Origin of the sequence: Corallococcus sp. CA041A (assembly GCF_003612075.1) — a bacterium.
In the GTDB taxonomy this organism is placed as follows: domain Bacteria; phylum Myxococcota; class Myxococcia; order Myxococcales; family Myxococcaceae; genus Corallococcus; species Corallococcus exiguus.
In genome coordinates, this window is the sequence record NZ_RAWF01000149.1 from 1 (window position 1) to 25281 (window position 25281).

Sequence of the window (25281 nt, forward strand, 5' to 3'; positions counted from 1 at the left end):
CCCAATGGACGCGAGGAGCGGACTCGTCGCGGCGGTAGAGGAGGAGGAAGGGCACGTCGAGCGCGGCGTCCTGCTGCAACTGCGGCAGCGCGGCGCCAATGTCCTCCAACGTCTTCACCTTGCCCAAGAGGGCGGACAGCTCGCGCAGCGTCTGCGTGCGCCGCGCGCTGAGCATCTTCTCCGTCACCTCCGTGATGGGGTGGAAGAGGCCGCCCACGCGTCCGGACTCGTCGCGGATGGGGCTGAAGGAGAAGGTCATGAAGGCCTCCTCCAGGTAGCCGTACCGGTCCAGGAACATGCGCTGGTTCTCGATGTAGGAACCCACGCCCGTGCCCGCCTTCTCGAACACGCCGCCCACCACCGGCAGTGCCGTGGCCCAGCAGTCGCGGAAGGGCTGGCCCATGGACTCCGGGTGCTTCGCGCCGCAGATGGGCCGGTAGCTGTCGTTGTAGAGCTGCACGCGCTCCGGTCCCCACGCGATGAGGATGGGGAAGGTGGAGGACAGGCACAGGCTGACCGTCGTGCGCAGGCTCTGCGGCCAGGTCTCCACCGGCCCGAGCGGCGTCCCCGACCAGTCCATGGAGCGGATCAACCGCCCCATCTCACCGCCGCCGGACAGCCAGTCCATTCCCCCTTCCGGGGACGACACCGCCGTGGAACCGGCCTGGGAGGGACTGGGGAGAGTCATGAGGCCTCGGATGTTCGTCCAGGGAAACCGTTGGTTTGATAGCGGATTCACGCGGCGCGTGCCGTGGCATCAAGAGCAAGTGTGAGCTTGCTTGCTTCGGCCCCGGGTGGGGTGGCAGGGACCGCCGCTCGCGGATTTCAGGGGGCCGGGCGGGGCTATCGCTTCTCGCGGGCATGCCGCACGGCGAGCACGACGAGCAGCGCGGCCACGCCCGCCAGCGCGACGAAGTGCTCCACGCGGCCCACGCCCTTCGCCACGCGGTCCACGCTCGCGGAGCCCAGGTAGCCCAGCGTCACCACCAGGGGCGAGCTCAGGCACAGCGCCAGCCCGTCCCAGAGAAGGAAGCGGCGAAAGGGCATGCCCTCCGCGGCGGCCATGGCGAACACCGGCACGCGCAGCACGGACATGAACCGGCCCACGAAGACGACGCGCGAGCCGTGCTTCGCGTACAGGCCCTGGATGCGCTCGCGGCGCTCGGGCGGGAACAGGCGGCGGGTGCGCCGGTGCGTGTAGAGCGCCTGCCCCAGCCGGCGCGCCGTGAAGAAGAGGACGGTGTCCCCGCACAGCACGCCCGTGAAGCACAGCGCGATGGCGGCCGGAAGCGGCATCGCGCCACGGTGCGAGAGCACGCCCGCCGCCAGCTGCACCAGGTCCTCCGGGAACGGTAGCCCCAACCCTCCCGCCACGAGCACGACGAAGAGCAGCGGGCCGGAGCCGTGCGTCACGAGGAACTGGAGGGGCGAGTCGGTCATCGGGGCTCGGCCCGTCAGGGCTCTGGGAGCACGGCCGCGGCGCGGCGCTCCTGGCGGAAGAGGAGGACTTCGCGGACGATGATCTGCAGGGTGGCCGCCACGGGCACGGCCACCACCGCGCCCACGATGCCCGCCAGCTCCACGCAGAAGAGGACCGCGAGCAGGGTGACGAGCGGGTTGACGTGCACGGTGCGCTTGAACACGAGCGGCGCCATCACGTTGCCCTCCAGCTGGCCGTAGAGGAGGAAGTAGATGAACACCGCGAGCGCCTTCCACAGGCCGCCGGTGGCCAGCGTGAGCAGCGTGATGATGCCGCCCGCGATGATGGGCCCCGCGTAGGGCACCAGGCTGGAGAAGCCGCTGGCCACGCCCAGGGGCAGGTAGAAGGGCATGCCCAGCACCGCCAGCATGGTGGTGGTGAGCGTGGCGTTGATGGCGCAGATGAGGGTGATGCCGGACAGGTAGCCGCCCGTCGCGGTGTACACGTTGCGCAGCACGCGCACGTAGCGCAGCCGGTGGTCGGGGCGGGCCAGCTCCAGCAGGCGCTTGAGCACGCCGCCGCCGAACACCAGCATGAACACCACCAGGAAGAAGACGGTGAGCATGCCGCCCAGGAGGCCCACCACGCCGCCAATGGCGCTCATCAGGAGCGCGGGCAGGGGGCCCGCGATCGCGGGCGTGGCCTCCTCCAGCCGTTCATTCCAGCCCAGGCTCTGAAGCCGCTGGTTGAGCGCGCGCAAGATGCCGGTGCCGCGCATCTGCTTCCACAGGTGAGGCCACTGCGTCACCAGTGCGTCCACCTGGGTCACCAGGTCCGGAATCACCAGCAGGCCCAGCGCCACGGTGGCCACGAACAGCCCGAACAGCACCACGGCGATGGCCAGCCACCGCTTGAAGCCGCGCTTCTCCAGCCGCGACACGCCGTGCTCCAGCGACAGCGCGATGAGCGCCGCGATGCCGGTGAGCGTGAGCGCCACGCGCGTCTTGGCGACGAGCACCACCAGGACCATCACCCCCAGCACCACGAGGCACACGGTGAACACCGTGCGGGGCGACACCTGGGACTTCAGCTGCGGCGGGACGACGGGCTCGGACACCGGCGAGGCTCCCCAGGACAGGCCACCGGCTTCGGGCCTCATGTCCTGCGGATGCGTCATCCCGCGCCCGGCGGCAACCACTGTCGGCTTCCAAGTGTGCGCGCCGGGTCCGGGCCTCGCTCAAGCGTCCTGCGGGTGACACCCGGCGTTCGCGAAGGGGCTCCACCGGACGCAATCACCGGCCTGGTGGTTCGTCACCCCGGCAGCCCCGAAACGCCCGGGTTGGCCGCCAGGCCGTCCGTCCCCCCGAGCACGGTTGCGCGTCCGCAACGTGACGGCGCCGCGCTCGGGCGTCGTGCACCTGACGCGCCGGGACGTCGTGGAAAAAGGGGACAGCACGGTTTGCCGGGCCCGAGCGTCAGACGTGGATGGGAACCTTCGTGGGAAGGGACTTTCGCGGGCCGGGAGAGGACACCATGAAAAAGATGGGTGAGCAGGAGCTGGAAGGGGTGCGGCGGGAGGCCCTCGAGACCGAGGCCCGGTGGCGCGGGCTGGCGGCGAAGCTGGCGGAGCTGGGCGGCGAGGAGATGGACGCGCAGCTGCTGGTGACGTTCCGGGGCGCGCGGGACGCGGGAGCGGTGCCGCCGGACGCGGGCTTCTTCCTGGTGGCGCACATCCTCACGGCGATGGCGGACGAGGCCATCGCGGAGGATCCGCGCGTGAGGATGCGGGCGCGCGAGCTGGACGCGATGGAGCGCGACTACGGCCTCACCAGCGAGGGCTGGCCGGAAGGGGAGCTTCCACCGGAGGACTGGGAGGCGCTGTGCGTGGAGTACGAGCGGGCCTGTGATGAAGCACGCGCCGCGTTCTTCCGCGCGTACGGAGAGGAGGAGATGGCGCGGCTGTACCTGGATCAGCGCGTGACGTTCCACCACCGCTTCGAGAGCGGGCGGCGCTTCTTCCACGGGCTGCCCATGTTGCCCACGCAGCTGCACTGAGCGGGAGGTCCGCTAGACTCCGCCCTCCTGTGCTTTTCGGAAGGCGGCGGATGCGAGCGGCAAGCCTGGCTGTGGCGGTGGGGTGTTGGGTGTGGGGCGCGCTGGCGTTCGGGGCGGCGCCCGCGCCTGTGCCCGCGCGGGTGGAGGCCAGCGCGGCGTACGACGCGCTCCAGCGGATGGTGCGGATCCGCGAGGTGTCGCTGTCGCCGGACGGCACGCGGGTGGCCTGGGTGGAGTCGGTGCCGGGGACCGCGGAGGCCGCGAGGCTCCAGGTGCGGGAGCTGGCGCATCCGGAGCGGGCGCCGGTGCGCGTCACCGCGTCGAAGGATGGCGCGCCGTGCGCGGAGGGTTCGCTGTCATGGAGCCCGGACGGCCGGCAGCTCGCGTTCCTCTCCACTGCGGGTGAGGGCCGGGCGAAACAGCTCTACGTGGCGGACGCATCGGGGACGGGCGGGCCCTCGAGGCGGCTCACCACGGTGAAGGGCGTGCTGGCGGCGCCGAAGTGGTCGCCCGACGGGAAGTCCGTGGGGCTGCTCGTCATCGAGGGCGCGGAAGACGCGCTGGGGCCTCGGGGGCCGGCGGCGCGCGAGACGGGCGTGGTGCAGGCGTCTCCGCCGGTGAAGCGCTTCGCGGTGGTGGCGGTGGAGGACATGCGGCTGCGGTGGGTGTCGCCCGCGAGTTTGTTCATCCACGAGTACGCGTGGAGTCCGGACGGCGCCCGGGTGGCGGTGACGGCCTCGAAGCCACCGGGGGATGCGAACTGGTGGAGCGCGCGGGTGTACGCGGTGGAGTCGGGGACGGGAGAGACGTCGCTGCTGCACACGCCCAGGTGGCAGGTGGCGGAGCCCGCGTGGAGTCCGGACGGACGGCAGCTCGCGTTCATCGAGGGGCTGATGAGCGACGAGGGCAACACGGGCGGGGACGTGCTCGTGGCGTCGGTGCCAGAGCGGCTGGCGGCGAAGGTGCGGTTCGGGGAGAAGGCGGAGCTGCCCGCGAAGGTGCCGCCCGCGCGGAACGTGACGGAGGGGCTGAAGGCGACGGCCACGGACCTGTTCTGGCCCACGGCGGAGCGGCTGGTGTTCGTGGCGCAGGCGCAGGGCGAGGCCGCGCTGATGGCGGTGGCTCCGGGCGGCGGAGAAGTGAAGACATTGTGGAAGGGCCCGGAGCACGTGAAGGTGTCGCTGGGGAAGGACGGCGTGACGAGCGCGGTGGTGCGCGACGCCATCATCCAGGCGCCGGAGCTGTGGACGGGGCCGGTGGGAGCGTGGAAGCAGGTGACGCGCCTCAACGCGGACGTGCGCGTGACGGTGGGCGACGTGCGCAGCGTGACGTGGACGAGCGACGGTCAGCCGGTGCAGGGCTGGCTGGTGTTGCCGGTGCCGGACGCGTCCGGACGCAAGGCGCCCATGGTGACGGTGGTGCACGGAGGGCCGGCGGCGGGAGTGCTGCCGGGGTTCAATCCGCAGACGGCGTTGTTCACGGCGAGGGGCTACGCGGTGTTCATGCCCAACCCGCGAGGCAGCTACGGCCAGGGTGAAGCGTTCGTGCAGGCGAACCGCCGGGACTTCGGCTTCGGGGATTTCAACGACGTGCTGGCGGGGCTGGACGCGGTGCTGGCGTCAGCGCCGGTGGATCCAGCGCGGCAGGGCATCACTGGGTGGAGCTACGGCGGCTTCCTGACGATGTGGGCGGTGACTCGGACGCAGCGCTTCCAGGCGGCGGTGGCGGGCGCGGGCATCGCGAACTGGCAGAGCTACTACGGCACGAACCACATCGACTCATGGATGCTGCCGTACTTCGGAGCGACGGTGTACGACGAGCCGGAGGTGTACACGCGCTCCTCGCCCATCAACGGAGTGAAGCAGGTGAAGACGCCCACGCTGGTGCTGCACGGTGAAAGGGACCTGGAGGTCCCCGCGTCGCAGGGCTACGAGTTCCACAAGGCGCTGAAGACGCTGGGCGTGAAGACCCAGTTGGTCATCTACGCGGATGAGGGCCACAGCCTGCGCAAGCCCGAGCACCAGAAGGACCGGCTCTTGCGCACGCTGGACTGGTTCGACGCGAACCTGCCGGCGGTGACGGAGTCGAAGCCGAAGGTGCGGGCGCCGGCGCGCTGAGCTGGTGCCGGGGCTCAGAGTTCCGCGAACAGGTCGACCGCTGCTTGGGCCAGCAGGGCCTGCTCGTCTGCATCGAGGCTCGCGGCGTAGCGGATGACGTCGCGCGGGCCTGGTGCTTCCGTGTTCCAGAAGAGCGTGAGCAACCTGTCTCGGAGCGCCCGCCCTGCTTCACCTGCCTGCAGCAGGGAAGCACGCACGGACTGAGGGCCCACCAGCTTGACGTAGGCGAACATGTCGAAGCTGTCCTTGGTCTTGTCAGGTCGCAGCTCACGCTTGGCGCGTTCTTTCATCGTCAGGAACCCCGTGGCATCCGGCAGCAGGATCCGCAGCGGCCTTCCTGTGACCAGGACCACGGCCTGACCGCGGCGGAGTGCCAGCCGTGCGTCCGGCAAGGGCGTCATTCCGGTGGGCAGCTCGTTGGGGTCGACGTCCTTGGGCGCGAAGAGGTCCACGTCCATCTGCCCACCGGGCAAGGTCTTCGCTCAACTCACCGAGGACCTCGTCGAATTGCTCTTCGTCCGTCATGAGGCTCATCCGAAAGAGGGCGGGTCCGTGCGAAGCGCCGCACCAACTCCTCCGCCTGTTCGGTTCCCCTGCCGCCGCTTTGGTGGAAGTCCACGGCCAGCTGGGGCAGCGCGACTGCTGGACCGTGCGGTAGCAGTCGCTGTGCATGGTAGATGCCGCCCGCATCGGTTTCGGCGGCTGGCTCCGGACGAAGCACGAAGAAGTTGTGCGGGGGCATCCGGCGCAGTCCGAAGGCTGAGACGGCTGGCTCAAGGGATCCCGAAAGATAGATGCCGTGGGGGATGCCGGAGACGGACCGTTCGTCGGGGCGCAGGGCGCTCGCCAGCGTGAAGGTCGAGCGGATGCCCTGGGAGGTCAGCAAGGCATGCGCCTTGTTGAGCAGGTCCGGGGTCGTGGATGGCGCGTTGAACCCTTCCCGGGTGACGGCTGTCGGCTTGTCGCTCGTCAGCCATGCCCTCAGCAGGGACGCCGGATCCCGAAGCCGGAAGCCGGTGCTGCGGCCTCCTTCGACGAAGCCTTCCTTCAAGAGTCTCGTCGTGACCCCGTGCGCATAGGAGTAGCTCGTCTGGGTCTGCTCGGAGAGCGCACGAATGGTCCAGCGCTGGTCGGGGGACTGGAGCAGGACGCGCACGAGCCGGCACCCCTTTCCATGGAACAAGGGCTCGCGAGGCGTGCGCTCCAGGGGCCGATGTCCCTGCACCCGGATGAAGGTGCTGCCCGTGCGCAGGAAGAACGTTCCGCGCATGTCGAGCAAGCCCAGTTCCTCGCGCTCGCAGAGGTCGATGACGTTGGCGGAGGCCGAGTCCGTGACGAGCATCGGGAGTCGGAAGGCGGGCAGCGAGCGCGGATCCGCGTCCCTGCGTTGAAGCTGCTCGCGCAGGGCGAACAGCTTCTCGCGTTGGCTCAGCACATCCGCTGGGAAGAGAGGGGCGCGATACCCCAACAACACGGGAACGCGGCTCTCCGGGAGCTGGATTTCCACGAGGTCGTAGAGGGATTCCCCCCGTGGGCCCACTCGGGGCACCACGACTGCTTCCTGCTGCACCAGCTTGACGCCACGAGGCAGCGGCGGCGGATTCCGCCAGAACTCGTCACGGAGATGGGAAGGCCCGGGTCTCATTCAATTTTGTCGATATTGGCGTTTAAACCCCAAACAGAAGCCTTTTTAAGGCTCCATATCGTCAATATCGACAAAATTGGTGGAAGGTCAGGGACCGCCGCGGAGGCCGGGCTCGGCGGGGGCCACGAGCGAATTGAGCACGTGGTCGCGCCACTGGCCGTTGATGAGGAGGAAGTCGCGGGCGTAGCCCTCGGGGATGAAGCCGAGGCGGCGGAGGACGGCGGCGCTGCGCAGGTTCTCCGGCAGGTGGTTGGCCTGGAGCCGGTGCAGGCCCATGGCGCTGAAGGCGAAGTCGCAGAAGGCGCGGAGGGCTTCGGTCATGAGGCCCTTGCCCTCGTGGCGGTGATCCAGGCCGTAGCCCAGGTCCGCGGCCTGGAGCGGTCCCCGGCGGATGTGGGCGAGCGTGGCGTTGCCGATGACGGGCGCGAGCGCGAGGGGCTGGCCCTTGGGGAGGATGAAGACGCGCAGGGACAGGTCGTGGCGGAAGTCCTCGCGGTCCTGAGCCAGCCGCGTCCGCCAGTAGGCCCCAGAGAAGAATGTCCCCGGGCGCGCCGGGGACACCGGGCCCAGGTGGTCCTTGTTGGCCACGTGGTACGCAAGCACCCGCTCCGCCGAGTCTGGCGGCAGCAGCATCAGGTGCAGGCGCTCGGTGGTGAGCAGGACTGGCGACTTGTCGATCATGGCGGTGCCGGACTTCAAGGGTAACGCGCTCCTACGGGACGTGCGCGCATGAAGCGCGGATGAAGAAAAAGGTCCCCACCCGCATGGAGTGAGGACCTTCATGCTCAGGGAGCACTGGCGTGCGTTACTCGCCGTGGTCCATGGGCTGCTGGGGCACCTGCTGCTGCGCCCCGCCGCCTCCCGTGCCCTGCTCGGGCTGCGGGCTCTGGTGGTCCACGCCCGCGCCGTGCGGCTTCGCATCCGGGCCCTGGTCGCCCTGCTCAGGCTGCTGCGCTCCGCTGCCGCCCACGCCTCCACTGCGCGATGGCTGCGCACCGGCCACGTTGCGCTCCACCACGATCTCCACGCGGCGGTTGTTGGCGCGGCCCTCCGCCGTGCTGTTCGACGCCACCGGCCGGTTCTCACCCATGCCTCGGACCTGGATTCGGTCCTGCGGGACGCCCTGGTTCACCAGGAAGTTCCTCACGCTCTCCGCACGACGCTCCGACAGCTGGTCGTTGTAGTCCTCCGCGCCTCGCGAATCCGTGTGGCCCTCGATGAGCAACGGATTCTTCGCCTGCTTCAGCGCCGTCGCCACCTCCGACAGCCGGTCGCGCGCCGCGGGCAGCAGCTCCGTCGCGTTCGTCGCGAACAGCACGCTGCCCGACAACGTCACCACCGTGCCGCGCGCCTCTTCCCGCACCTTCACGTTCTCATCCTGCAGCCGCGTCAGCGCCTGCGACGCGCGCTGCTCCGCCTGGAGCCGAGCCTGTCGCTCCTGCTCCAACTCCTGCGTGCGCTGCTGGAGCTGCTGGTTCAGCTCGGCCAGTCGCTGCGCTTCGGCTTGCTGCTGCTCCGTGCGCCGCTGCATCTCCGCTTCCAGTTGCTGACGCTGCTGCGCGTCCGCCGTGCGCAGCCGCTCGGCCTCCTGCGCGCGCTGTGCATCGTACTGCTGGCGCTGCTGCTCATACTGCTGACGCTGGGCTTCGTACCTCGCGCGGTCCTCCTCCTGCTGACGCGTGAGGTTCTTCGCGCGCGCTTCCTGCTGCTCACGCAGGGACTGTTCCGCCTGGGCCCGCTGCTGCGCGGCCAGGTCCGCCTCGCCGCGCGCATCGGCGATCTCCGCCTTGCGCAGGGCCACGTACGCCAGCGAGCGCGTCTTCACCGAGCCCTTGCTCTCCGCGTACTCGTTCTCCGCCTCCTGCAGGGCCGCCCGCGCCGCCGCCACGTCCGCGGGGCGCTCGCGGCCCTCGGGGCTCGTGGACACGTCGCGGTACGCCTGGCGCGCCGCGGTCAATTCACTGGGCGGAGGACCGTGCGCACACCCCACCGAGAGCGCCGTGACTCCCGCGACCGCCAACCATCCAAGTTTCCAACGCTGCATGACTCGCTCCTCACAAGGCTAGAGGTAGGGGACTCACTGACCGCTGCGCAGGGACTCGGCCTGCTCGGAAGCCCGCCGCGCCTCGTTCTTCAGCGGCACCGCGCGGGCCAGCGCTGACGCCAGGTCCGCGTCCGCGGCCGCCTGACGGAACCGCAGCTCCGCGGCATCCTGCTCACCCTCCTGAATCAGCCGCTCACCGTCGGCGATCTGCTGACGCGCGAACTCCAGATGCCGGGCAGCCTCGGGCACGTTCGGCGCCTGGGAGTTCTCCGCCGAGCGGAGCGCGGCTTCCGCCTGCACGCGCTGCTGATGGGTGGATGTCGCAATCACCTGCTTGCCTGCACAGCCAAGGGCCGCGATGGAGAGCAGGGCGGCGGCGAACAGCTTCGGGCGCATGGATCACCTCATGCCGGTGGAAATGCTGGGACGCTCCGGCGCGGCCCAGAGGGAGTTGGTTTGGAAAATGGGGGGTGCCCGGCCAGTCGGCATCGGCGACCTGTCCCCACCAGGCATGCTGGCCAAGGGGGTTGACAGGCGTCGTGTAGGGAACGAGGCGCACAGGCCGGTTCCTTCCAGGCCCGCGCACGGGCTGCTGGCCGTGCGGCGGGAGGGACGCTAGAGGGAGAACATGCGCCTGCACCTCGTGGACGGCACGTATGAGCTGTACCGGGCCCACTTCTCGCCCCGGCCGGGCACCACCGCGCCGGACGGGCGTGACGTGAAGGCCACGGCCGGGGTGATGGACTCCCTGCTCGCCCTCCTGCACGACGAGCAGGAGGCCGTGACGCACGTCGCGGTCGCGTTCGACAACCCCATCCGCTCGTTCCGCAACGCGCTGTTCGACGGTTACAAGGGTGACGAGGGCGTGCCGCCGGAGCTGCGCGCGCAGTTCGACCTGGTGGAGGAGGCCGTGGCGGCGCTGGGCGTGCGCGTCTGGTCCATGAAGGACCAGGAGGCGGACGACGCGCTGGCCACCGGGGCGGCGCGCTGGGCGGGCGAGGTGGAGCAGGTGCGGCTGCTCACGCCGGACAAGGACCTGGGCCAGTGCGTGCGCGGCCGGCGCGTGGTGCAGGTGGACCGGCGGCAGCAGAAGGTGGTGGACGCGGACGGGGTGAAGGCGAAGCTGGGCGTGGCGCCGGAGAGCGTCCCGGACCTGCTGGCGCTGATGGGCGACGACGCGGACGGCATCCCGGGGCTGGCGGGCTTCGGGGCGAAGGGCGCGGCGGCGGTGCTCCAGGCGTATGGACATCTGGAGTCCATCCCGGACAACGCGGCGGAGTGGACGGTGAAGGTGCGGGGCGCGGACAAGCTGGCGGCGACGCTGAAGGCGCACCGCGAGGACGCGCGGCTGTACCGCACGCTGGCCACGCTGGTGGAGGACGCGCCGCTGCCGGGCACGACGTCGCTCGCGGACATGGAGTGGAAGGGCGTTCCGGAAGCGCGCTTCAAGGCGTTCTGTGAAGGATTGGGATTGAAGAGCCTCCAGCGCCGGCCGAAGCGCTGGGCGGCATGAGGAAGACATGAGCATGGAATTGAAGCCCCCGCCGTCGGACGGCTGGGTCCCCACGCTGGACGACACCCCCTTCACCCGCATGGGCGGCGAGGCGCCCGTCCACGCGCTGGCGGAGGCCTTCTACGACGTGATGGACGCGGAGGAGCCCGCGCTCGCCGCCATCCACGAGCTGGACGCCGAGGGCAAGGTGAACCGCGGCACGCGCCAGCGCTTCGGCATGTTCCTGGTGGGCTGGCTGGGCGGGCCGCAGCACTACAGCGCGACGCACGGCCACCCCCGGCTGCGCATGCGCCACGGACACCTGCCGGTGGACACGGCGATGCGGGACGCGTGGCTGCGCTGCATGCAGAAGGCCATGGACAAACAGGGCATCACCGGCGGCCTGCGAAGCTTCCTGGATGACCGCTTCGCCCAGGTGGCGGACTTCCTCCGCAACACGGAAGGATGAGGTTCACCGAGTCCATCCGCATCACCTGTCCGCGCGAGCGCGTCTTTGCGTACACGCAGGACTACGGGCAGCGGCTCGTCTGGGACACGTTCCTGCGCGAGGCGGTGCTGATGGACGGCGCGACGGAAGCCGGGCCGGGCGTGAAGGCCTGGTGCGTGTCGTGGCACGGGCTGGGGATGGAGACGCAGTACGTGTCCTTCCAGCCGCCCGCCGTCACGGCGGTGAAGATGACGCGGGGCCCGCGCCTGTTCGAAAGCTTCGCGGGCTCGTGGCGGTTTGATGAGGACGCCCCCGGCGAGACGCGCGTCACCTTCACGTATGCCTTTGAATTGCGGCGCCCCTTCGGCTGGCTCACGCCGCTCCTGAAGTGGACCCTGACCCGTGAGGTCCGGGGACGGCTGCGCGACCTGAAGCGACGGCTGGACGCAGGTGTCCCCGGCGCGGCATAGACTCGCGGGATGAGCACGCAGCTACAGTCGTCCCACGCCACCCCAGCTGTCCATGAGCTGGAGCCGCTGTTCGAGGAGGCGGCGAGGGCCTCGGGCTCATCGCGCGCCCTGAAGGCCGGGTACCTCAACGCCATCATCGCCCGGTGGGTCCAGACGGAGGACCCGTCGACGCTCGCGCCCGCGTTGCACGCGCTGTTGGCGAAGGAGGGCGTGAAGCAGCTGGTGGACGAACAGGGCACGCCTGTCAGCGCCGCCGCGACGCAGGCATTGCTGGCCATGTCCTATCCGCACCCGCTGGAGGTCGCCCCGGAGCACCTGGAGGCGCTGCGCAAGCACACCGAGCCGTCCGTGCCGCCCGCGCCCAAGGGCTGGATCCTCACGGTGCTGGTCGTGGCGACCCTGATTCAAGCCGTCTACTTCTTCCTGGCGGATGACATGCGGCACATGTTCGGGGCCACCGCTGAGCAACTGGCGGGAGAAGCCGGCCTGGCACCCCCAGGAGGCGGGGTTGGCTTCTTCGACAGGTTGGAGATGGTGGCGTGGCGGCCCGTACGGTCCCTGGTGCCCTGGGTGCAGGTCGTTGGCTCCGCGGTCCTCTATTTCTTCTCCACCGCCTTCGCGACGAAGGCATGGGAACGCACCCTGGTCCGGCGCGGTTTCCTGGGGCTGGGCGTGTTGGGCCTCATGGTGGGCGTGCTCCCCAGGCATGTGTATGAGAACTGCGGAACGCTGGTGGCCGCGCTGGGCGCGTTGCTCGCGGGTTGGATGTTGCGCGTGCCCAAGCCGTCCGCGCCGCCGTCCGCTTGAGTGCCCGCTCGCCCGGCGGTGGCCGGACGGGCGATGCGCCCCCACCCTCCAGTTTTCACCACCCATCTGGGGGTTGGGATCCATGCGAACGAACAACGAAATCTGGACGGCGGCGGGCTTCGGCGTCCTCGCCGGGATGCGCAGCATGACGGCGCCCGCGTTCCTGTCGCGAGAGCTGTCGCGCAAGCCGACACGCGCCCTGAAGCGGGCCCTGCCGGGCCTTGCGTCGAGGAAGGTGTCGCAGCGCCTGGGCTTCCTGGCGCTCGGCGAGCTGGTGGGGGACAAGAGCCCCAAGACGCCAGCGCGCACCGCCTTGCCGGTCCTGACAGGCCGCATCCTCTCCGGGGCCATCACCGGCGCCGCGGTGTCACGCAAGCGCAAGGGAGCGAAGCTTGGCTTCGCACTCGTCGGCGCCGCCGCCGCCATCGCCTCCAGCTATGTCTTCTACGGCTTCCGCCGTCTCCTGACGCAGAAGCTGCGCGTGCCGAACGTGGCCGCGGGCCTGGTCGAGGATGGCCTCGCTCTGGCCCTGGGCTCGCGCCTCACCCGGGCGCTGCGTTAGGCCTCGCTCCGTGGCTCACCCCGGCGACTTGCCGGGGGTGAGCCGCGCCTCCAGCCGCGCCAGCACCGCATGCTCCGCCCGCGCCCGCTCCGCCAGGGGCGCGAAGAGCAGCCGCGAGCGCAGGCCCATGCCCTCCGTCAATTCGAACTGGCGCAGGTCCTCCGGCAGCGCGAGCAGCACCTCGCCCAACGGCCGCACCCGGTGCAGTTGGTACGAACCCGCCGCCTCCAGCGCGCGCACCACGTCCGCCACGGGCTCCGCGCGGGCCATGGCCTTGCGTGACTGCTCCTCGTACCGCAAGCCCGCCTCCACCCGCTCCTCCAGGTCCGCGAGCACCGCCGCCGACGTGCGCTGCGCCTCCTTCACCAGCCGCAGCGGATCCAACGCCCGCTCCACTCGCCTTCGCACCGCCGGAGACAGCGCCCGGGCCCGACCCTCCACGCGCGACAGCACCGCGTCGCGGTAGCTCGCCGCGAAGCAGACCACGAACAGCGCCTCCTCCAGCGGCGCCCGCTCCCGCCCGGCCAGCCCTTCCGCCAGCGAGCACAGCCCCTCGCCGGTGAGCACGTACCGGCGGCCCCGAGGCAGCCCCTTCACGGGCGCGCTCGTGCTCGCCTCCGCGTGGCCGCCGCGCACCAGTCGCTCCAGCGTCCGCCTCACCTGCGTCAGGTCGATGTCCTGCGAGGGCCGGGTCACGTCGTGCTCGACCCAATTGGTGAACAGCAGGAAGTAGAAGCGCACGTCCGACACGCGGAAGCCGCCCGCGCGAGCCCCCGCCCCGTGCGCCGCCAGCAGCGCCGCCTGCACGAAGGTGGCCTGCGTGTCGATGTAACCCAACCGCGCCGTCAGGGTGCTGTTCCGAGCCATGGCCAGCAGGATGCCAGCCCCCGTCCCTCCCGTCCCATTCCTCCCAGGTGACAGTGTCCGCCAGGTCGAAAGACATATTCGGGCACGTCGTTCGTAGACAGGGCCAGCCTGTCGTCACGGAAGGATTTCCATGCTGCCCTGGCTCGTCCTCATCGCCGGCTTCTGCTTTCTCATTGAACAGCTGTCCCTGGGGTGGAAGCTGCCCCGCGTGCGCGGCTGGCACCTGCGGGTGGTGCTCATCAACCTGGCGCAGGTGGGCGTGGTGGTGCTGGGCGGCTACACCTGGGACCGGTGGTTCTCCGCGCACTCGGTCTTCCACCTGTCCCGGCATGTGAACCCGGTGGTGGGCGGCGTGCTGGCCTACCTCATCGCCACGTTCGTCTTCTACTGGTGGCACCGCGCCCGGCACGAGAGCGACGTGCTCTGGCGGTTCTTCCATCAAATCCACCACAGCCCGCAGCGGCTGGAGGTCATCACCAGCTTCTACAAGCACCCGCTGGAGATGACGGTGAACAGCCTCATTGGCGGGCTGCTCGTCTACACGGTGCTGGGGTTGAGCCCGGCGGCGGGCGCCATCAACACGGCCTGCTGCGCGCTGGGCGAATACTTCTACCACACCAACATCCGCACCCCGCGCTGGGTGGGCTGGTTCTTCCAGCGGCCGGAGATGCACCGCATCCATCACGAGTACGGCAAGCACAAGAACAACTACGGCGACCTCCCCATCTGGGACATGTTGTTCGGCACCTACGAGAACCCGGCCACGTGGGACGCCACGTGCGGGTTCGATGACGCGAAGGAACAGCAGCTGAGCGCCATGCTCGCCTTCCGCGACGTGCATCGCTCGTAGGCGGTGGCACACTGGCGCCCCCTTCGCTTCATCCGTGAGGTCGCGCAATGAGCAGCTCGCGTCGGCAGTTCCTGACCCACACCGTGATTGGACTCGCGAGCACCGCTGTCTCCGCGGCGCCGGACGCGGGCACGTCCGCCCCGCCCGCGGGTGCGCCGCCCACCTTCGGCGCGGGCCCCACGGTGGGGCCGGAGGTGAGCCCCACCACCTTCGCGGAGGCCGAAAAGCTGATGCAGGTGCAGCTCACGCCCGCCGAGCGCACCCAGGCCGCCGGCAACTGGCGCGTGTCCCTGGCCCCGCTGCACGAGCGCCGTACCGGCCCTCGCAAGCTGGAACTGGAGCCCACGCTGTCGCCCGCCTCGCAGTGGAACCCGTCGCTGCCGGGGCTCAAGCCCACCGCGCCCGCGAAGGAGCGCTTCGTGCGCAGCCGCGACGCGAAGGTGCCGCTGCCCGCGAAGGAAGAGGACATCGCCTTCGCGCCGCTCACGCAGCAGTCGCGCTGGGTACAGTCACGAGCCATCACGTCGGAGCGGCTCACGCAGCTCTACTTGTCGCGGCTGAAGCGCCATGACCCGAAGCTCCAGTGCGTCATCACGCTGACGGAGGAGCTTGCGCTCCAGCAGGCCCGGCAGGCGGACAAGGACATCGCGGCGGGCCGCTACAAGGGCCCGCTGCACGGCATCCCCTGGGGAGCGAAGGACCTGGTGGACACCGCGGGCATCCGCACCACCTACGGCGCCGAGCCGTTCCGAGACCGCGTCCCCACCACGGATGCCGCAGCGGTGGAGCGGCTGCACCGCGCGGGCGCCGTGCTGGTGGCGAAGCTCAGCCTGGGCGCGCTCGCGCTCAATGACATCTGGTTCGGCGGCGAGACGAAGAACCCGTGGCTGCCGGAAGAGGGCTCCTCGGGAAGCAGCGCGGGGCCGGGCGCGGCGACGGCTGCCGGGCTCGTGGGCTTCTCCCTGGGCAGTGAGACGGGCGGCAGCATCGTGTCGCCGTCCATGCGCTGCGGCATCACCGGTCTGCGTCCCACCTACGGCCGCGTGCCGCGCACGGGCGCGATGACGCTGTGCTGGTCGCTGGACAAGCTGGGGCCCATGACGCGCGGGGTGGAGGACTCGCTGCTGGTGCTCGCCGCGCTCAACGGCGCGGACGCGGGCGACGTGGCGAGCGTATCCGCGAAGCTGGACTTCGACGCGAACGCGCCCGTGAAGGGCCTGCGCGTGGGCTACGTGCCCGCGTGGATGAAGGAGAACCCCGCCACGGACGTGGACCGCGCGGCGCTGGAGACGCTCAAGGGGCTGGGCCTGACGCCGGTGGAGGTGCAGTTCCCCGACTGGCCGTACTCCTCGCTCAACGTCATCCTCTTCGCGGAGGCCGCCGCCGCCTTCGAAGAGCTCACGCTCACCCACGGCGTGGACGCGCTGAAGATGCAGACGCCCGACGCGTGGCCCAACCTCTTCCGCCAGTCCCGCTTCCTGTCCGCGGTGGACTTCGTCCAGGCGGACCGGCTGCGCCGCAAGGTGGCCCAGGAGATGGCGCGCATCATGTCTCAGGTGGACGTGCTGCTCGTGCCTTCGCTGCGCGACGAAGCCCTCACCATCACCAACCACACAGGCCACCCGTCGCTCACGCTGCGCACCGGCTTCGTGGAGGTGTCCAAGGCCCGCAGCGACTGGGCACCGGACCCCAAGCGCCCCATGCCCACCTTCGCCACCCCGCGCCGTGTCCCCCACGGCGTGACGCTCATCGGTCAGCTCTTCGACGAGGGCACCCTGGGCCGCGTGGGCATCGCCTTGGAGCGGGCCTCCGGCGTCGCCGCCGAGCGCCCGCCCGGCTTCTAGCCAGCAGAAAGCCCCGGTCCGATTATTTTGACAGGTCAGTCCAGAATCATTACGTAGGGGGCATGGCACGCACGAAGGAGTTCGACCGGGACGAGGCGGTGCGCCGGGCGATGCAGGTCTTCTGGGAGCAGGGCTATGAGGCCACCTCCACGGACGACCTGCTGCGCGCCATGGGCATTGGCCGGCAGAGCATGTACGACACCTTCGGGGACAAGCACGGCCTCTACCTGGAGGCCCTGCGCGCCTACCAGGCGGAGTACAGCGCCAACCTGGTGGAGTGCCTGCGCTCCCATCCGTCGCCCCTGGGCGCCATCCGCGAGTACCTCCTCTCCATCCCCAATGGCACCCAGAAGGTGCGCGCCCGGGGCTGCCTCTTCGTGAACGCCACCGCGGAGCTCGCGCACGTGGACGCGGAGGTCGCCACGCTGCTGAAGACCGGAGGCGCCCTGGGCCAGGGCGCGCTGGAGCGCGTCGTGAAGGATGCCCAGCGCAAGGGAGAGCTCAATCCCAGGGTGGACCCGGGCGTCGCCGCCAGCTTCCTCCTGGCCACCATCGGCGGGCTGCGCCTGAGCGCCAAGGCCGGCACCCCGCCAGACGCCCTGCGCGACGTCGTGGACTTCGCGATGGCGGGCCTCAGGGCCCAGTAGCCCACCCCGCTGTTCTTCCGTCGCGGGAAGCCCCCGCGCCGTCTTCGCATGTCTGTATCTGGATTGATTGGTCCAAATAAGCCGCTGGAAGGGAGTCACACCATGTCGATGGATCGCTACTACCTGCTGGGCCGTTCGGGGCTGCGCGTCAGCCCGCTGTCGCTGGGCACGATGACGTTCGGGAAGGAGGGGACCTATGGCGGTCCCTGGGGCTCCACGGAGGACGTGTCCCGGACGCTGTTCAACCGCTACCTGGATGCGGGCGGCAACTTCGTGGACACCGCCGACCTCTACACGCACGGCAGCAGTGAGACGCTCATCGGGAAGTTCCTGGAGGAGCGTGGCGACCGGGACCGCGTCGTCGTCGCCACCAAGTACACGTACAACGCCACCCGCCCGGGCGACCCGAACGCGGGCGGCAACAGCCGCAAGAACATGCTGCGCGCGGTGGAGGCTTCACTGAAGCGGCTGCGCACGGACTACATCGACCTGTTCCTGCTGCACACCTGGGACCGCCTCACCCCGGCGGAGGAGGTGGTCCGCACGTTCGATGACCTCGTGCGCGCGGGGAAGATCCGCTACGCGGGCCTGTCCGACGTGCCGTCCTGGTACGCGGCGCGCGCGCAGACCTGGGCGGAGGCGCACGCGCTCACGCCGCTCATCAACCTGCAACTCCAGTACTCGCTGGTGGAGCGCAGCCTGGAGCACGAATACGTGCCGCTGGCCCAGACGCTGGGCATGGGCATCACCACCTGGAGCCCGCTGGGTGCGGGCCTGCTCTCCGGCAAATACCGGCCGAGCGAGGCCGGCGCCCATGGCGAGGGCCGCCTCAACTCCGCGGTGGGCGGCAACCAGCTGGGCCTGTTCACGGAACGCAACTGGCGCATCGTCTCCGCGCTGGAGCAGGTGTCCAAGGAGCTGGGCCGGGACATGTCCCAGGTGGCGCTGAACTGGGTGGCCACGCAGCCCGGGGTGGGCTCGGTCATCATCGGCGCCACGAACCCGAAGCAGCTGGACGGCAACCTCGCCGCGCTCGACTTCAGCATCCCCGCCGAGCTGCGCCGCCAACTGGACGAGGCCAGCGCGCCGCCCGTGCCGTTCCCCCACGGCATGTTCTCCAATCCCTACCAGCTGAACCTGCACGGCAACGCCGCGGTGGGGGACAAGCCCGCGGGCTACTCGCCGCCCGTGTTCACCGGAGCCGCGCCCCGGGTCGGGTAGGGCACACCCCATCCCTCCGTCAGGGCGGGGGGAGCGGCCGCTTGAGACCCCGGGGCCGCTGGTCCCCGGGGTGGCACACCGACACCTTCCGCGCCGGTCAGACAGGGGAGGGTGTATGGGATTGCCAAAGCCGGGAGTGAAGCTGTGGTGGATGTTGGCGTTGCTGGTGGCGCCGGTGGCGAATGCCTTCACGGACGCGGACGCGGTGCGCGTGTTCACGTTCGCCCGCTCGCAGCTCGCGGACACCGTGCTGGAGATGCCCAGCGTGAACCGCTCACCCAAGGCATCCCTGTCCAACGGGACGTGGACCACGGTGGCCAACACGGACAAGGTCGCGTGGACGCAGGGCTTCTTCCCCGGGAGCATGTGGTTCATGTTCCAGGTCGCCAACGAGCCCTACTGGCGTGACCGCGCGGACATGTGGACGCGCCCCCTGGAGGTCCAGAAGACCAACACGGAGACGCACGACCTGGGCTTCAAGATGTACAACAGCTACGGCAATGCGTGGCGGCTCACCGGCAATCCCTACTACCGAGACGTGCTGCTCACCTCCGCCGCGTCGCTGGCCACGCGCTACAACAGCACCGTCGGCATCATCGATTGTTGTGATTGGAACTCGGCCTGGAACATCCCGCTCGTCACCGACACGATGATGGACATCGAGCTGCTGCTCTGGGGCGCCCAGAACGGCGGTCCCGCCATCTGGCGCACCATGGCGGTGAACCACGCGCTCCGGACGCTCCAGGACGCGGTGCGCCCCAATGGCAGCTCGTTCCACTACGTGGACTACAACAACAACGGCACCATCCGTTCGCGAGGCACCTTCCAGGGCTACTCCGCCAGCTCCACCTGGGCGCGCGGGCAGGCGTGGCTCATCTACGGCTACACGATGGTGTACCGCTACACGCAGGACGCTCGCTTCCTCACCGCGGCCCGCCGGGTGACGGACTACTACCTGGCGAACCTGCCCGCGGACCGCGTGCCCAACTGGGACTTCAACGCGCCCAGCCAGTCCAAGGACTCCTCCGCCGCGGCCGCCGTCGCGTCCGCCCTGCTGGAGCTGAGCACCCTGGAGACGGACGCCACCCGGCGCACCACCTACCGCAACGCCGCGCTGGCCATGCTCGACTCGCTGGCGTCGCCCGCGTACCTGGCGCAGGGCACCAACAGCCCGGGCCTGCTGCTGCACGGCGTGGGCAACTACCCGGCGGGGCAGGAGATCAACGTCAGCCTCATCTACGGCGACTACTACTTCCTGGAGGCGCTGCTGCGCTTCAACCCGCGCCCCAACTACCCCTGGTACTCGAAGCTGGACCTGCCGCGGAGCCAGCACCTGCTGGGCACCACCAACACGGGCACGCGCATCGTGGAGTTCGACCTCACCCCGCTGGCGGACAACCTGGGCGGCGGCGTGGTGGGCTGGACGGACAGCTCCACGGAGGTGACAGCCTTCAACCGGCTGAACATGGCGCTGCGCATGAGTGAGGACGGCATCTTCCAGGTGCGCAACGGCGCGGGCTACTCGTGGATCCGCCGGGTGCCGTACGTGCGCAACCAGACGTACCACTTCCGCATGAACGTGGACCTGCTCGCGAAGCGCTACTCCGTCTGGGTGACGCCACCCGGCGCCGCGGAGGTGCTGCTCGTGGACCGGGTCGCGTTCCGAGCGGACGGGCCGCCCATCGACGACCTGGGCCGCGTCGCGGTCATCTCCACCGTGACGGACAGCGACTTCCGAGTGAACAACCACCGCGTCTACGCGCCCACCGCGAGCGTCGCGGCGGCGATGGAGAAGCGGCCCCCGCTGCCTGAGGCCCTGTGGAAGCAACTGGACGCGCCGGCCCCCGCCTCCACAGGCCGCGCGGTTCCGTCCGAGCGTTGACAGCAGGCCCCTGCCCGGTGGCCCGCCCGACGTCAGGGTGGGCCACCGCGGGTGCATGGGAGACGAAACACGGTTACATCCGCCGGGTGACGAACCTGGACCTCTTCCTCCCGGACCCCGCCCCGCGCCCGGCCGCCGTCCTGAAGGGCCCCGGCCCGCTCGACCGGCTGTTGAAGGTGTCGCGCATCTACCTGGAGCCCGCTGTGCGGGAGCATGCGCGCGGCCGGGAGATTCTCGAGCACTACCCGGACGCGGAGCGGGTGGAGGTGGCCTCGCACCAGCACATCCCCGGCCTCTTCGGCAACGAAGGCAACGTGGAGGCCTGGAATCGCATCAAGGGCAGCACCCTGGTGCTGGGCGTGAAGAAGACGCTGTCCTTCATCGCCAACGACCGCAGCTCGGACTTCATCGCGCCCTCCACGGCGAACGGCTGCGTCATGGCGTGCGCGTACTGCTACGTGCCGCGCAACAAGGGCTACGCGAACCCGGTCACGGTGTTCGTGAACATCGACCGCATCCAGGAGGCCATCCGCAAGCACGCGCACAAGCGCGGGCCCAAGCTGGAGCCCAACACGGTGGATCCGCACGCGTGGGTCTACGACATCGGGTGCAACAGCGACTGCTCCGCGGACGCGGCCATCAGCGACAATGTGCGGGACCTGGTGCGGCTGTTCACCATGCTGCCCAACGCCAAGGCCAGCTTCGCCACCAAGCTGGTCAACCGCGAGCTGCTCACCTACGAGCCGAAGGGCAAGACGCGCATCCGCTTCAGCCTGATGCCGCACGCGCCGGCGAAGCTGTTGGACGTGCGCACCAGTCCCATCGCGGAGCGCATCGCCGCCATCGATGACTTCGTGGCCGCCGGCTACGAGGTGCACCTCAACTTCTCCCCCGTCGTCCTTCACGAGGGCTGGCAGGACGCCTACGTGGAGCTGTTCCAGCAGGTGGACGCAGGCATTGGGGAACGGGCGAAGCAGCAGCTCGCGTGTGAAATCATCTTCCTCACGCACAACGCGGGCCTGCACGAGGTGAACCTGGGCTGGCACCCGAAGGCGGAGGAGCTGCTGTGGCGGCCTGAAATCCAGGAGACGAAGGTGTCCCAGGGCGGCGGCGTCAACGTGCGCTACCGCACCGGATTCAAGGGCCGCCACGTGGCGGAGTTCGAGGCACTGCTCGCGAAGCACCTGCCGTACTGCCGCGTGCGGTACGCCTTCTAAACAACCTCGGGCTCTCCTGAACGCCAGTGCAGATGGGTTTGCGAATGCGATGAGCGTGAAGGGGCGCGTGAACGAGATACGCCGATGCGCTTGAGCTTCTGTGCAGTGGGGAGGCAATTCCGAAAGGTGAGAGGTGCTGTGGACTTGGTGGCTACCATGACCTCCGTCACGGTTCCATTTAGACCCAGAGTCAATGGCTGGTCTGTGAGGCTGTACATCTGAGTAGGATTTGGAACGTCGGAAGTTCGTGTTATGGCTTTGCCATGACTCTCCCTGGTGCTGGTCTTGAGTGTGCGCACTGCAGTCAGACTCTTCGGAAGGGCGTTGGCAGTCCGCTTGGTAAATACAAGGCCTGTCCGAACTGTTCCGGAAACACACTGAAGGAACATGCCTTTCGGAGATTGGATGAGTTCGGCGTGACCGTCCACCGGATCACTGCGAATGCTCCGGATGGTATCCACAGTTGGTGTGAGCCCTGCCGCGCACTAAAGGAGGAGGATCAAGGGGTCCCACCCAATGGCGCGCCCTATATTCTTTGCAGTGACTTGGCCGCGAAAGAAACTTGAAGCCGTCGTCGCCACGTCCTCGAAAATGCGCAAGAAGCAGCCGTGGATGTGCTGGGATGCGCCCCTCACATGAGTTCTACGAATCGAGGGGCTGAGCGAACCGGCTTCGACGAGTACCCGACCCCGGCGTGGGCGGTACGACGTCTGATGGAGGCGGTCCACTTCAAGGGAGGGCACTGGCTGGAGCCTTGTGCAGGCGAGGGAGCGATCATATCGACCATCGCTCGGGCTGATGTGCGGTGGACGGCGGTGGAAATCCAGCGGCGGTTCGAGCCCCTCCTCAGGACGATTCCGGGGGTTGAGTCGATCGAGATCGGCGACTTCATGGGCTACCAGCCGCGAGCGGCGCTCCATTCGAAAAGGCCGTTCGACGTGGTCGTGACCAACCCGCCCTATCTGGACGCGATGGAGTTCGTAGCGCACTGCCTAGAGCTGTCCACTCATGTGGCTATGCTGCTGCGGCTCAACTTCTTGGCTTCGAACAAGCGGAATGTGTTCATGCGGGAGCATTGTCCGGACGTCTACGTGCTGCCTGACCGCCCTTCCTTCACCGGAAAGGGGACTGACAGCATCGAATATGCGTGGTTTGTCTGGGACTCAGGAGCGCGAAGGACCGCTGGCAAGCTCCAGGTTCTCCCGCCCACCGCAGCAGTCGAGCGTAGGCACGTTATGGACGACACTGGACGTCGAAAGCGAAAGGCGTCAGGTATTGCCTGATTTGTGCGGGAACAGCGGGGCCTCCCGCCATTCGTCACTTTCGGCCTTCCCTTGGAACTGGCGACAGCGTCTGCTGGCAACGCGGTTCCCTCGCGGCTGCTCATGCCTGCTTCAATGCCGAGGCGATCCGACCCTGTCTTACGGACCCGCTGTAGTCGCGGCAGCACCGGTGTGGCGGACACACCGGGCTGCCATCACAGAACCGCCGTGCTTTCTCGCTCAGTATTCGTGCTGGATGAGCCAGAACACCGCGGTGCGGTGCGATACGGGGAAGTACACGATGTAGAGGTTGTGGGCGTCGTGCGCGCCCGCAGCCACCACCGGCACCTCCGTGCCGTTGCCCGGCTCGTGCTGCAGCACCTGATCCAGCCCCGGGAAGGCGCACGTGATGCGGCTCGCGAAGTCCGCGTACGTCAGGTCCGGTTGCCGCGTGAACTGCACGCGCTGATTGGATGACAGCTCCGGCAGCGTGGCGAACGCTCCCTCCACCACACAGTCCAGCTGCGTGGGCTGCGTGCCCTCGACGTTCACACCCGGAGGTGGGCGTTCAAGTCACAACCGGTTCACGGGACCTGGGGCAGGTCCTGGAACCAGGCGGCGTAGGGCGTGTTCTGGACGAGGCGCCGGTTGAGGTCCGGCGTGCCATCCGTCCACCACGGCGCGCCCCGCTCCCCCAAGCCCACCTTGGCGCGGTGCACGCGGTCCCGCGCCCGGCGCTCCAGGGCCGCGTCCTTTGTTCGCTTCGCCCGGCCCACGTCGGCACGGGCCCGCATCAGCGCGGCCACCAGCAGTTCTCGCTGCCGGGGCCCGAGCGCTGGATTGCTGCGGCGCCACAGCCGCCCGTCCACCACCAGGTAGCGTCCATCCGGGGTGGTGAGGGGCGGCGGCTTCGTCACTGCTTCACGGGATACAGGAAGCGCAGGAGGTCACCGAAGCGCGCGCTCCACGCGGCCTCGTTGTGCTGGCCTCCCTCCACCACCGTGTACTTGAGGTCGTCGTCCAGCACCCAGCCCTTGGCCACCAGCGCGTCGCGCAGCGCCTGCGCATCCGCCACCGTCTCCGCCTCGTCGCCGTCGCCTTCGTTGGTGCCGATGTCCTCCCAGATGCGCAGCGCGGGCTTCGTGGTGAGCGCGTTCACCTCCGAGACAATCTCCCGGTCCGCCCACCACACCGACGGCGACACCACTCCCAAGCGGCTGAAGACGTCCGGATGCTTGAGGCCCAGCGACAGGGAGACGAGCCCGCCCAGCGATGAGCCCGCAAGCCCCGTGAACTCCGCCTCCGGCTTCGTGCGGAACTTCGCATCGATGCTCGGTTTCAGCTCCTGGATGAGGAACTGGCCGTACACGTCCGCGCGGCCCGCGTCCGGGTACTTCGGAGCTGGCACGGGCGTGTACTCCGCGATGCGGTCGCTCGTGTTGTAGATGCCCACGATGATGAGCGGCTCCACCTTGCCGGACTCCACCAGCGCCTGCGCTGTCTCATCCACGTTCCACTCGCCCGCGAACGCGGTGCTGTCGTCCATCAGGTTCTGGCCGTCGTGCATGTAGAGCACCGGGTAGCGGTGCGTGGCGTCCGCCTCGTAGCCGGGCGGCAGCCAGATGATGACGTCGCGCGGCTTGAGGCTGGAATGCTGGGGCACGACGTTGCGCAGGTAGCGCACGTCGCCGGTGGGCGGCGGTGGCGTGGAGAGGTCCGCCCATCCCTTCACCGCCACGGGCACGCGCTCGAAGCCGCCGCCGGTGGTGAAAGTGTGGTTGGCCACCTCCGTGCCCCTGGCGCTCTTCTCCACCGTCTCCCACGAGCCGCGCGTCACCTTGAACTCCATGCCGGTGGCCGCCGCGAAGGTGACGGCGCCCGCGTAGGCATTGTCCACGGCCTGGTAGAGTTCCACCCCCGCCCCATCCCAGCCTCCGAGCTCCGGTAGGTTTCCGGACAGCCACACCTTGGCCCCAACCGGCGTGATGTCCGGGACCTGGACGATGAACACGGTCCTCGCGCCTGTCTGCCCCCCCTCGGCGCCGAAGCGCTCCACCGTGAGGGTGACAGTCTCCTCGTTCTCACGGGCGGTGACGGTGCGGTCCGCCTCCGGTGCACCCTGGGCGTCCAGCGCCACCTGGGCCGTGGGCGCCGTCATTCGCACCGCGTAGGTGAAGGCGGTGTTCTTGGGCAGCCGGGCCTTCAGGCTGAACTGACGGCCGCCCTGGTAGACCATCTCCAGGCCCCTCCCGTCCGTGCCGCCGAACGTGGCGGTGGGGCCCTTGAGGAAGATCTCCGCGTCGACCGGCGTCTCCGGTGGGACGGTGAGGTCGAACTGGACGTCGGAGAAGACCTGCTCGACGGGCTTCGGCTTGTCGGAGGAACAGCCCCAGAGGGCCGCCAACGCCAGGACGAGCAACAGGGTGGGCCT

25 protein-coding genes and 1 pseudogene are annotated in these 25281 nt (G+C 69.3%); 14 read left to right on the forward strand and 12 right to left on the reverse strand.

Going from position 1 to position 25281, the window contains the following annotated elements; translation table 11 throughout:
- The 3 genes and pseudogenes from D7V77_RS24900 to D7V77_RS24910 all read right to left on the reverse strand — a co-directional run.
- Positions 1-628: pseudogene (locus D7V77_RS24900) on the reverse strand (cell wall metabolism sensor histidine kinase WalK); the annotation flags it as partial.
- Positions 629-843: 215 nt separating this feature from the next.
- A complete protein-coding gene (locus tag D7V77_RS24905; protein ID WP_120578795.1) occupies positions 844-1440 on the reverse strand; it encodes a DedA family protein in 597 nt (198 codons plus the stop codon).
- A gap of 14 nt (positions 1441-1454) precedes the next feature.
- Entirely contained in the window at positions 1455-2579 is a 1125-nt protein-coding gene (locus D7V77_RS24910; RefSeq protein ID WP_233597206.1) for an AI-2E family transporter, read from the reverse strand.
- 374 nt (positions 2580-2953) lie between these two features.
- Here D7V77_RS24910 and D7V77_RS24915 point away from each other — a divergent pair, with 374 nt between their 5' ends.
- Positions 2954-3475: a hypothetical protein gene (locus D7V77_RS24915; protein ID WP_120578796.1), complete on the forward strand. Its 522-nt coding sequence runs from the start codon at positions 2954-2956 to the stop codon at positions 3473-3475.
- Positions 3476-3525: 50 nt separating this feature from the next.
- On the forward strand, positions 3526-5592 hold the full coding sequence (locus D7V77_RS24920) for a S9 family peptidase (RefSeq protein WP_120578797.1): 2067 nt from the start codon (positions 3526-3528) through the stop codon (positions 5590-5592).
- Positions 5593-5606: 14 nt separating this feature from the next.
- On the opposite strand, the gene D7V77_RS24925 is transcribed toward D7V77_RS24920, so the two are convergent.
- The 5 genes from D7V77_RS24925 to D7V77_RS24945 form a co-directional block, all read right to left on the reverse strand.
- Positions 5607-6044 (reverse strand): hypothetical protein, encoded by a 438-nt coding sequence (locus D7V77_RS24925; RefSeq protein ID WP_233597207.1) that lies wholly within the window; start codon positions 6042-6044, stop codon positions 5607-5609.
- Positions 6045-6079: 35 nt separating this feature from the next.
- Positions 6080-7099: a hypothetical protein gene (locus tag D7V77_RS24930; protein ID WP_233597208.1), complete on the reverse strand. Its 1020-nt coding sequence runs from the start codon at positions 7097-7099 to the stop codon at positions 6080-6082.
- Positions 7100-7324: 225 nt separating this feature from the next.
- The gene (locus D7V77_RS24935) at positions 7325-7918 is read right to left on the reverse strand and encodes a GNAT family N-acetyltransferase (RefSeq protein WP_120578799.1); all 594 of its coding nucleotides are present in this window, start codon (positions 7916-7918) and stop codon (positions 7325-7327) included.
- Positions 7919-8042: 124 nt separating this feature from the next.
- Positions 8043-9281: an OmpA family protein gene (locus tag D7V77_RS24940; RefSeq protein ID WP_120578800.1), complete on the reverse strand. Its 1239-nt coding sequence runs from the start codon at positions 9279-9281 to the stop codon at positions 8043-8045.
- 33 nt (positions 9282-9314) lie between these two features.
- The gene (locus tag D7V77_RS24945; protein ID WP_120578801.1) at positions 9315-9677 is read right to left on the reverse strand and encodes a DUF4398 domain-containing protein; all 363 of its coding nucleotides are present in this window, start codon (positions 9675-9677) and stop codon (positions 9315-9317) included.
- A gap of 232 nt (positions 9678-9909) precedes the next feature.
- Here D7V77_RS24945 and D7V77_RS24950 point away from each other — a divergent pair, with 232 nt between their 5' ends.
- From D7V77_RS24950 to D7V77_RS24970, 5 genes are all read left to right on the forward strand, one after another.
- Positions 9910-10794, forward strand: coding sequence for a 5'-3' exonuclease H3TH domain-containing protein (locus D7V77_RS24950; RefSeq protein WP_120578802.1), 885 nt, complete (start codon positions 9910-9912; stop codon positions 10792-10794).
- Between the two features lie 7 nt (positions 10795-10801).
- Complete coding sequence (locus tag D7V77_RS24955; protein WP_120578803.1) at positions 10802-11242, forward strand: group II truncated hemoglobin; 441 nt, start codon at positions 10802-10804, stop codon at positions 11240-11242.
- Positions 11239-11691 carry a type II toxin-antitoxin system RatA family toxin gene (locus D7V77_RS24960; RefSeq protein ID WP_120578804.1) on the forward strand — a complete coding sequence of 151 codons (453 nt, stop codon included), beginning with the start codon at positions 11239-11241 and terminating at the stop codon, positions 11689-11691. Before D7V77_RS24955 ends, D7V77_RS24960 begins: the two co-directional genes overlap by 4 nt.
- A gap of 9 nt (positions 11692-11700) precedes the next feature.
- Entirely contained in the window at positions 11701-12498 is a 798-nt protein-coding gene (locus D7V77_RS24965) for a hypothetical protein (protein WP_120578805.1), read from the forward strand.
- An 82-nt stretch (positions 12499-12580) separates the two neighbouring features.
- Positions 12581-13060, forward strand: a complete 480-nt coding sequence (locus D7V77_RS24970; protein WP_120578806.1) for a DUF4126 family protein — start codon at positions 12581-12583, stop codon at positions 13058-13060.
- A 15-nt stretch (positions 13061-13075) separates the two neighbouring features.
- Here the strand turns inward: D7V77_RS24970 and D7V77_RS24975 are convergent, their stop codons facing one another.
- Positions 13076-13927 (reverse strand): hypothetical protein, encoded by an 852-nt coding sequence (locus tag D7V77_RS24975; RefSeq protein ID WP_120578807.1) that lies wholly within the window; start codon positions 13925-13927, stop codon positions 13076-13078.
- Positions 13928-14057: 130 nt separating this feature from the next.
- On the opposite strand from D7V77_RS24975, the gene D7V77_RS24980 reads away from it, so the two are divergent.
- The 7 genes from D7V77_RS24980 to D7V77_RS25010 all read left to right on the forward strand — a co-directional run bounded on the left by D7V77_RS24980 (position 14058) and on the right by D7V77_RS25010 (position 22871).
- Positions 14058-14777, forward strand: coding sequence for a sterol desaturase family protein (locus tag D7V77_RS24980; RefSeq protein WP_120578808.1), 720 nt, complete (start codon positions 14058-14060; stop codon positions 14775-14777).
- Between the two features lie 47 nt (positions 14778-14824).
- Positions 14825-16621 (forward strand): amidase, encoded by a 1797-nt coding sequence (locus D7V77_RS24985; protein ID WP_120578809.1) that lies wholly within the window; start codon positions 14825-14827, stop codon positions 16619-16621.
- 62 nt (positions 16622-16683) lie between these two features.
- Positions 16684-17268: a TetR/AcrR family transcriptional regulator gene (locus D7V77_RS24990; RefSeq protein WP_120578810.1), complete on the forward strand. Its 585-nt coding sequence runs from the start codon at positions 16684-16686 to the stop codon at positions 17266-17268.
- Positions 17269-17370: 102 nt separating this feature from the next.
- Positions 17371-18489, forward strand: coding sequence for an aldo/keto reductase (locus D7V77_RS24995; protein WP_120578811.1), 1119 nt, complete (start codon positions 17371-17373; stop codon positions 18487-18489).
- A gap of 115 nt (positions 18490-18604) precedes the next feature.
- On the forward strand, positions 18605-20371 hold the full coding sequence (locus D7V77_RS25000; protein WP_120578812.1) for a glycoside hydrolase family 88 protein: 1767 nt from the start codon (positions 18605-18607) through the stop codon (positions 20369-20371).
- A gap of 17 nt (positions 20372-20388) precedes the next feature.
- On the forward strand, positions 20389-21588 hold the full coding sequence (locus D7V77_RS25005) for a spore photoproduct lyase family protein (protein ID WP_233597209.1): 1200 nt from the start codon (positions 20389-20391) through the stop codon (positions 21586-21588).
- A 635-nt stretch (positions 21589-22223) separates the two neighbouring features.
- Positions 22224-22871: a hypothetical protein gene (locus D7V77_RS25010; RefSeq protein ID WP_147452149.1), complete on the forward strand. Its 648-nt coding sequence runs from the start codon at positions 22224-22226 to the stop codon at positions 22869-22871.
- Between the two features lie 219 nt (positions 22872-23090).
- Here the strand turns inward: D7V77_RS25010 and D7V77_RS25015 are convergent, their stop codons facing one another.
- The 3 genes from D7V77_RS25015 to D7V77_RS25025 form a co-directional block, all read right to left on the reverse strand.
- The gene (locus tag D7V77_RS25015) at positions 23091-23402 is read right to left on the reverse strand and encodes a hypothetical protein (RefSeq protein ID WP_120578814.1); all 312 of its coding nucleotides are present in this window, start codon (positions 23400-23402) and stop codon (positions 23091-23093) included.
- Between the two features lie 32 nt (positions 23403-23434).
- Positions 23435-23767 carry a hypothetical protein gene (locus tag D7V77_RS25020; RefSeq protein ID WP_120578815.1) on the reverse strand — a complete coding sequence of 111 codons (333 nt, stop codon included), beginning with the start codon at positions 23765-23767 and terminating at the stop codon, positions 23435-23437.
- Positions 23764-25281 (reverse strand): alpha/beta hydrolase-fold protein (locus D7V77_RS25025; protein WP_233597210.1); only part of this gene is annotated, 1518 nt, incomplete at its 5' end. The genes D7V77_RS25025 and D7V77_RS25020, both read right to left, overlap by 4 nt.

What these genes read in the sequence shown, in the direction of transcription:
- D7V77_RS24955 (WP_120578803.1), top strand. Translation starts at nt 10,802, where the DNA reads ATGAGCATGGAATTGAAGCCCCCGCCGTCGGACGGCTGGGTCCCCACG.
- D7V77_RS24935 (WP_120578799.1), bottom strand. Translation starts at nt 7,918, where the DNA reads ATGATCGACAAGTCGCCAGTCCTGCTCACCACCGAGCGCCTGCACCTG.
- D7V77_RS24940 (WP_120578800.1), bottom strand. Translation starts at nt 9,281, where the DNA reads ATGCAGCGTTGGAAACTTGGATGGTTGGCGGTCGCGGGAGTCACGGCG.
- D7V77_RS24970 (WP_120578806.1), top strand. Translation starts at nt 12,581, where the DNA reads ATGCGAACGAACAACGAAATCTGGACGGCGGCGGGCTTCGGCGTCCTC.
- D7V77_RS24960 (WP_120578804.1), top strand. Translation starts at nt 11,239, where the DNA reads ATGAGGTTCACCGAGTCCATCCGCATCACCTGTCCGCGCGAGCGCGTC.
- D7V77_RS24910 (WP_233597206.1), bottom strand. Translation starts at nt 2,579, where the DNA reads ATGAGGCCCGAAGCCGGTGGCCTGTCCTGGGGAGCCTCGCCGGTGTCC.
- D7V77_RS24920 (WP_120578797.1), top strand. Translation starts at nt 3,526, where the DNA reads ATGCGAGCGGCAAGCCTGGCTGTGGCGGTGGGGTGTTGGGTGTGGGGC.
- D7V77_RS24905 (WP_120578795.1), bottom strand. Translation starts at nt 1,440, where the DNA reads ATGACCGACTCGCCCCTCCAGTTCCTCGTGACGCACGGCTCCGGCCCG.
- D7V77_RS24975 (WP_120578807.1), bottom strand. Translation starts at nt 13,927, where the DNA reads ATGGCTCGGAACAGCACCCTGACGGCGCGGTTGGGTTACATCGACACG.
- D7V77_RS24990 (WP_120578810.1), top strand. Translation starts at nt 16,684, where the DNA reads ATGGCACGCACGAAGGAGTTCGACCGGGACGAGGCGGTGCGCCGGGCG.
- D7V77_RS24985 (WP_120578809.1), top strand. Translation starts at nt 14,825, where the DNA reads ATGAGCAGCTCGCGTCGGCAGTTCCTGACCCACACCGTGATTGGACTC.
- D7V77_RS24995 (WP_120578811.1), top strand. Translation starts at nt 17,371, where the DNA reads ATGTCGATGGATCGCTACTACCTGCTGGGCCGTTCGGGGCTGCGCGTC.
- D7V77_RS25000 (WP_120578812.1), top strand. Translation starts at nt 18,605, where the DNA reads ATGGGATTGCCAAAGCCGGGAGTGAAGCTGTGGTGGATGTTGGCGTTG.
- D7V77_RS24945 (WP_120578801.1), bottom strand. Translation starts at nt 9,677, where the DNA reads ATGCGCCCGAAGCTGTTCGCCGCCGCCCTGCTCTCCATCGCGGCCCTT.
- D7V77_RS25010 (WP_147452149.1), top strand. Translation starts at nt 22,224, where the DNA reads ATGAGTTCTACGAATCGAGGGGCTGAGCGAACCGGCTTCGACGAGTAC.
- D7V77_RS24965 (WP_120578805.1), top strand. Translation starts at nt 11,701, where the DNA reads ATGAGCACGCAGCTACAGTCGTCCCACGCCACCCCAGCTGTCCATGAG.
- D7V77_RS24915 (WP_120578796.1), top strand. Translation starts at nt 2,954, where the DNA reads ATGAAAAAGATGGGTGAGCAGGAGCTGGAAGGGGTGCGGCGGGAGGCC.
- D7V77_RS24950 (WP_120578802.1), top strand. Translation starts at nt 9,910, where the DNA reads ATGCGCCTGCACCTCGTGGACGGCACGTATGAGCTGTACCGGGCCCAC.
- D7V77_RS24980 (WP_120578808.1), top strand. Translation starts at nt 14,058, where the DNA reads ATGCTGCCCTGGCTCGTCCTCATCGCCGGCTTCTGCTTTCTCATTGAA.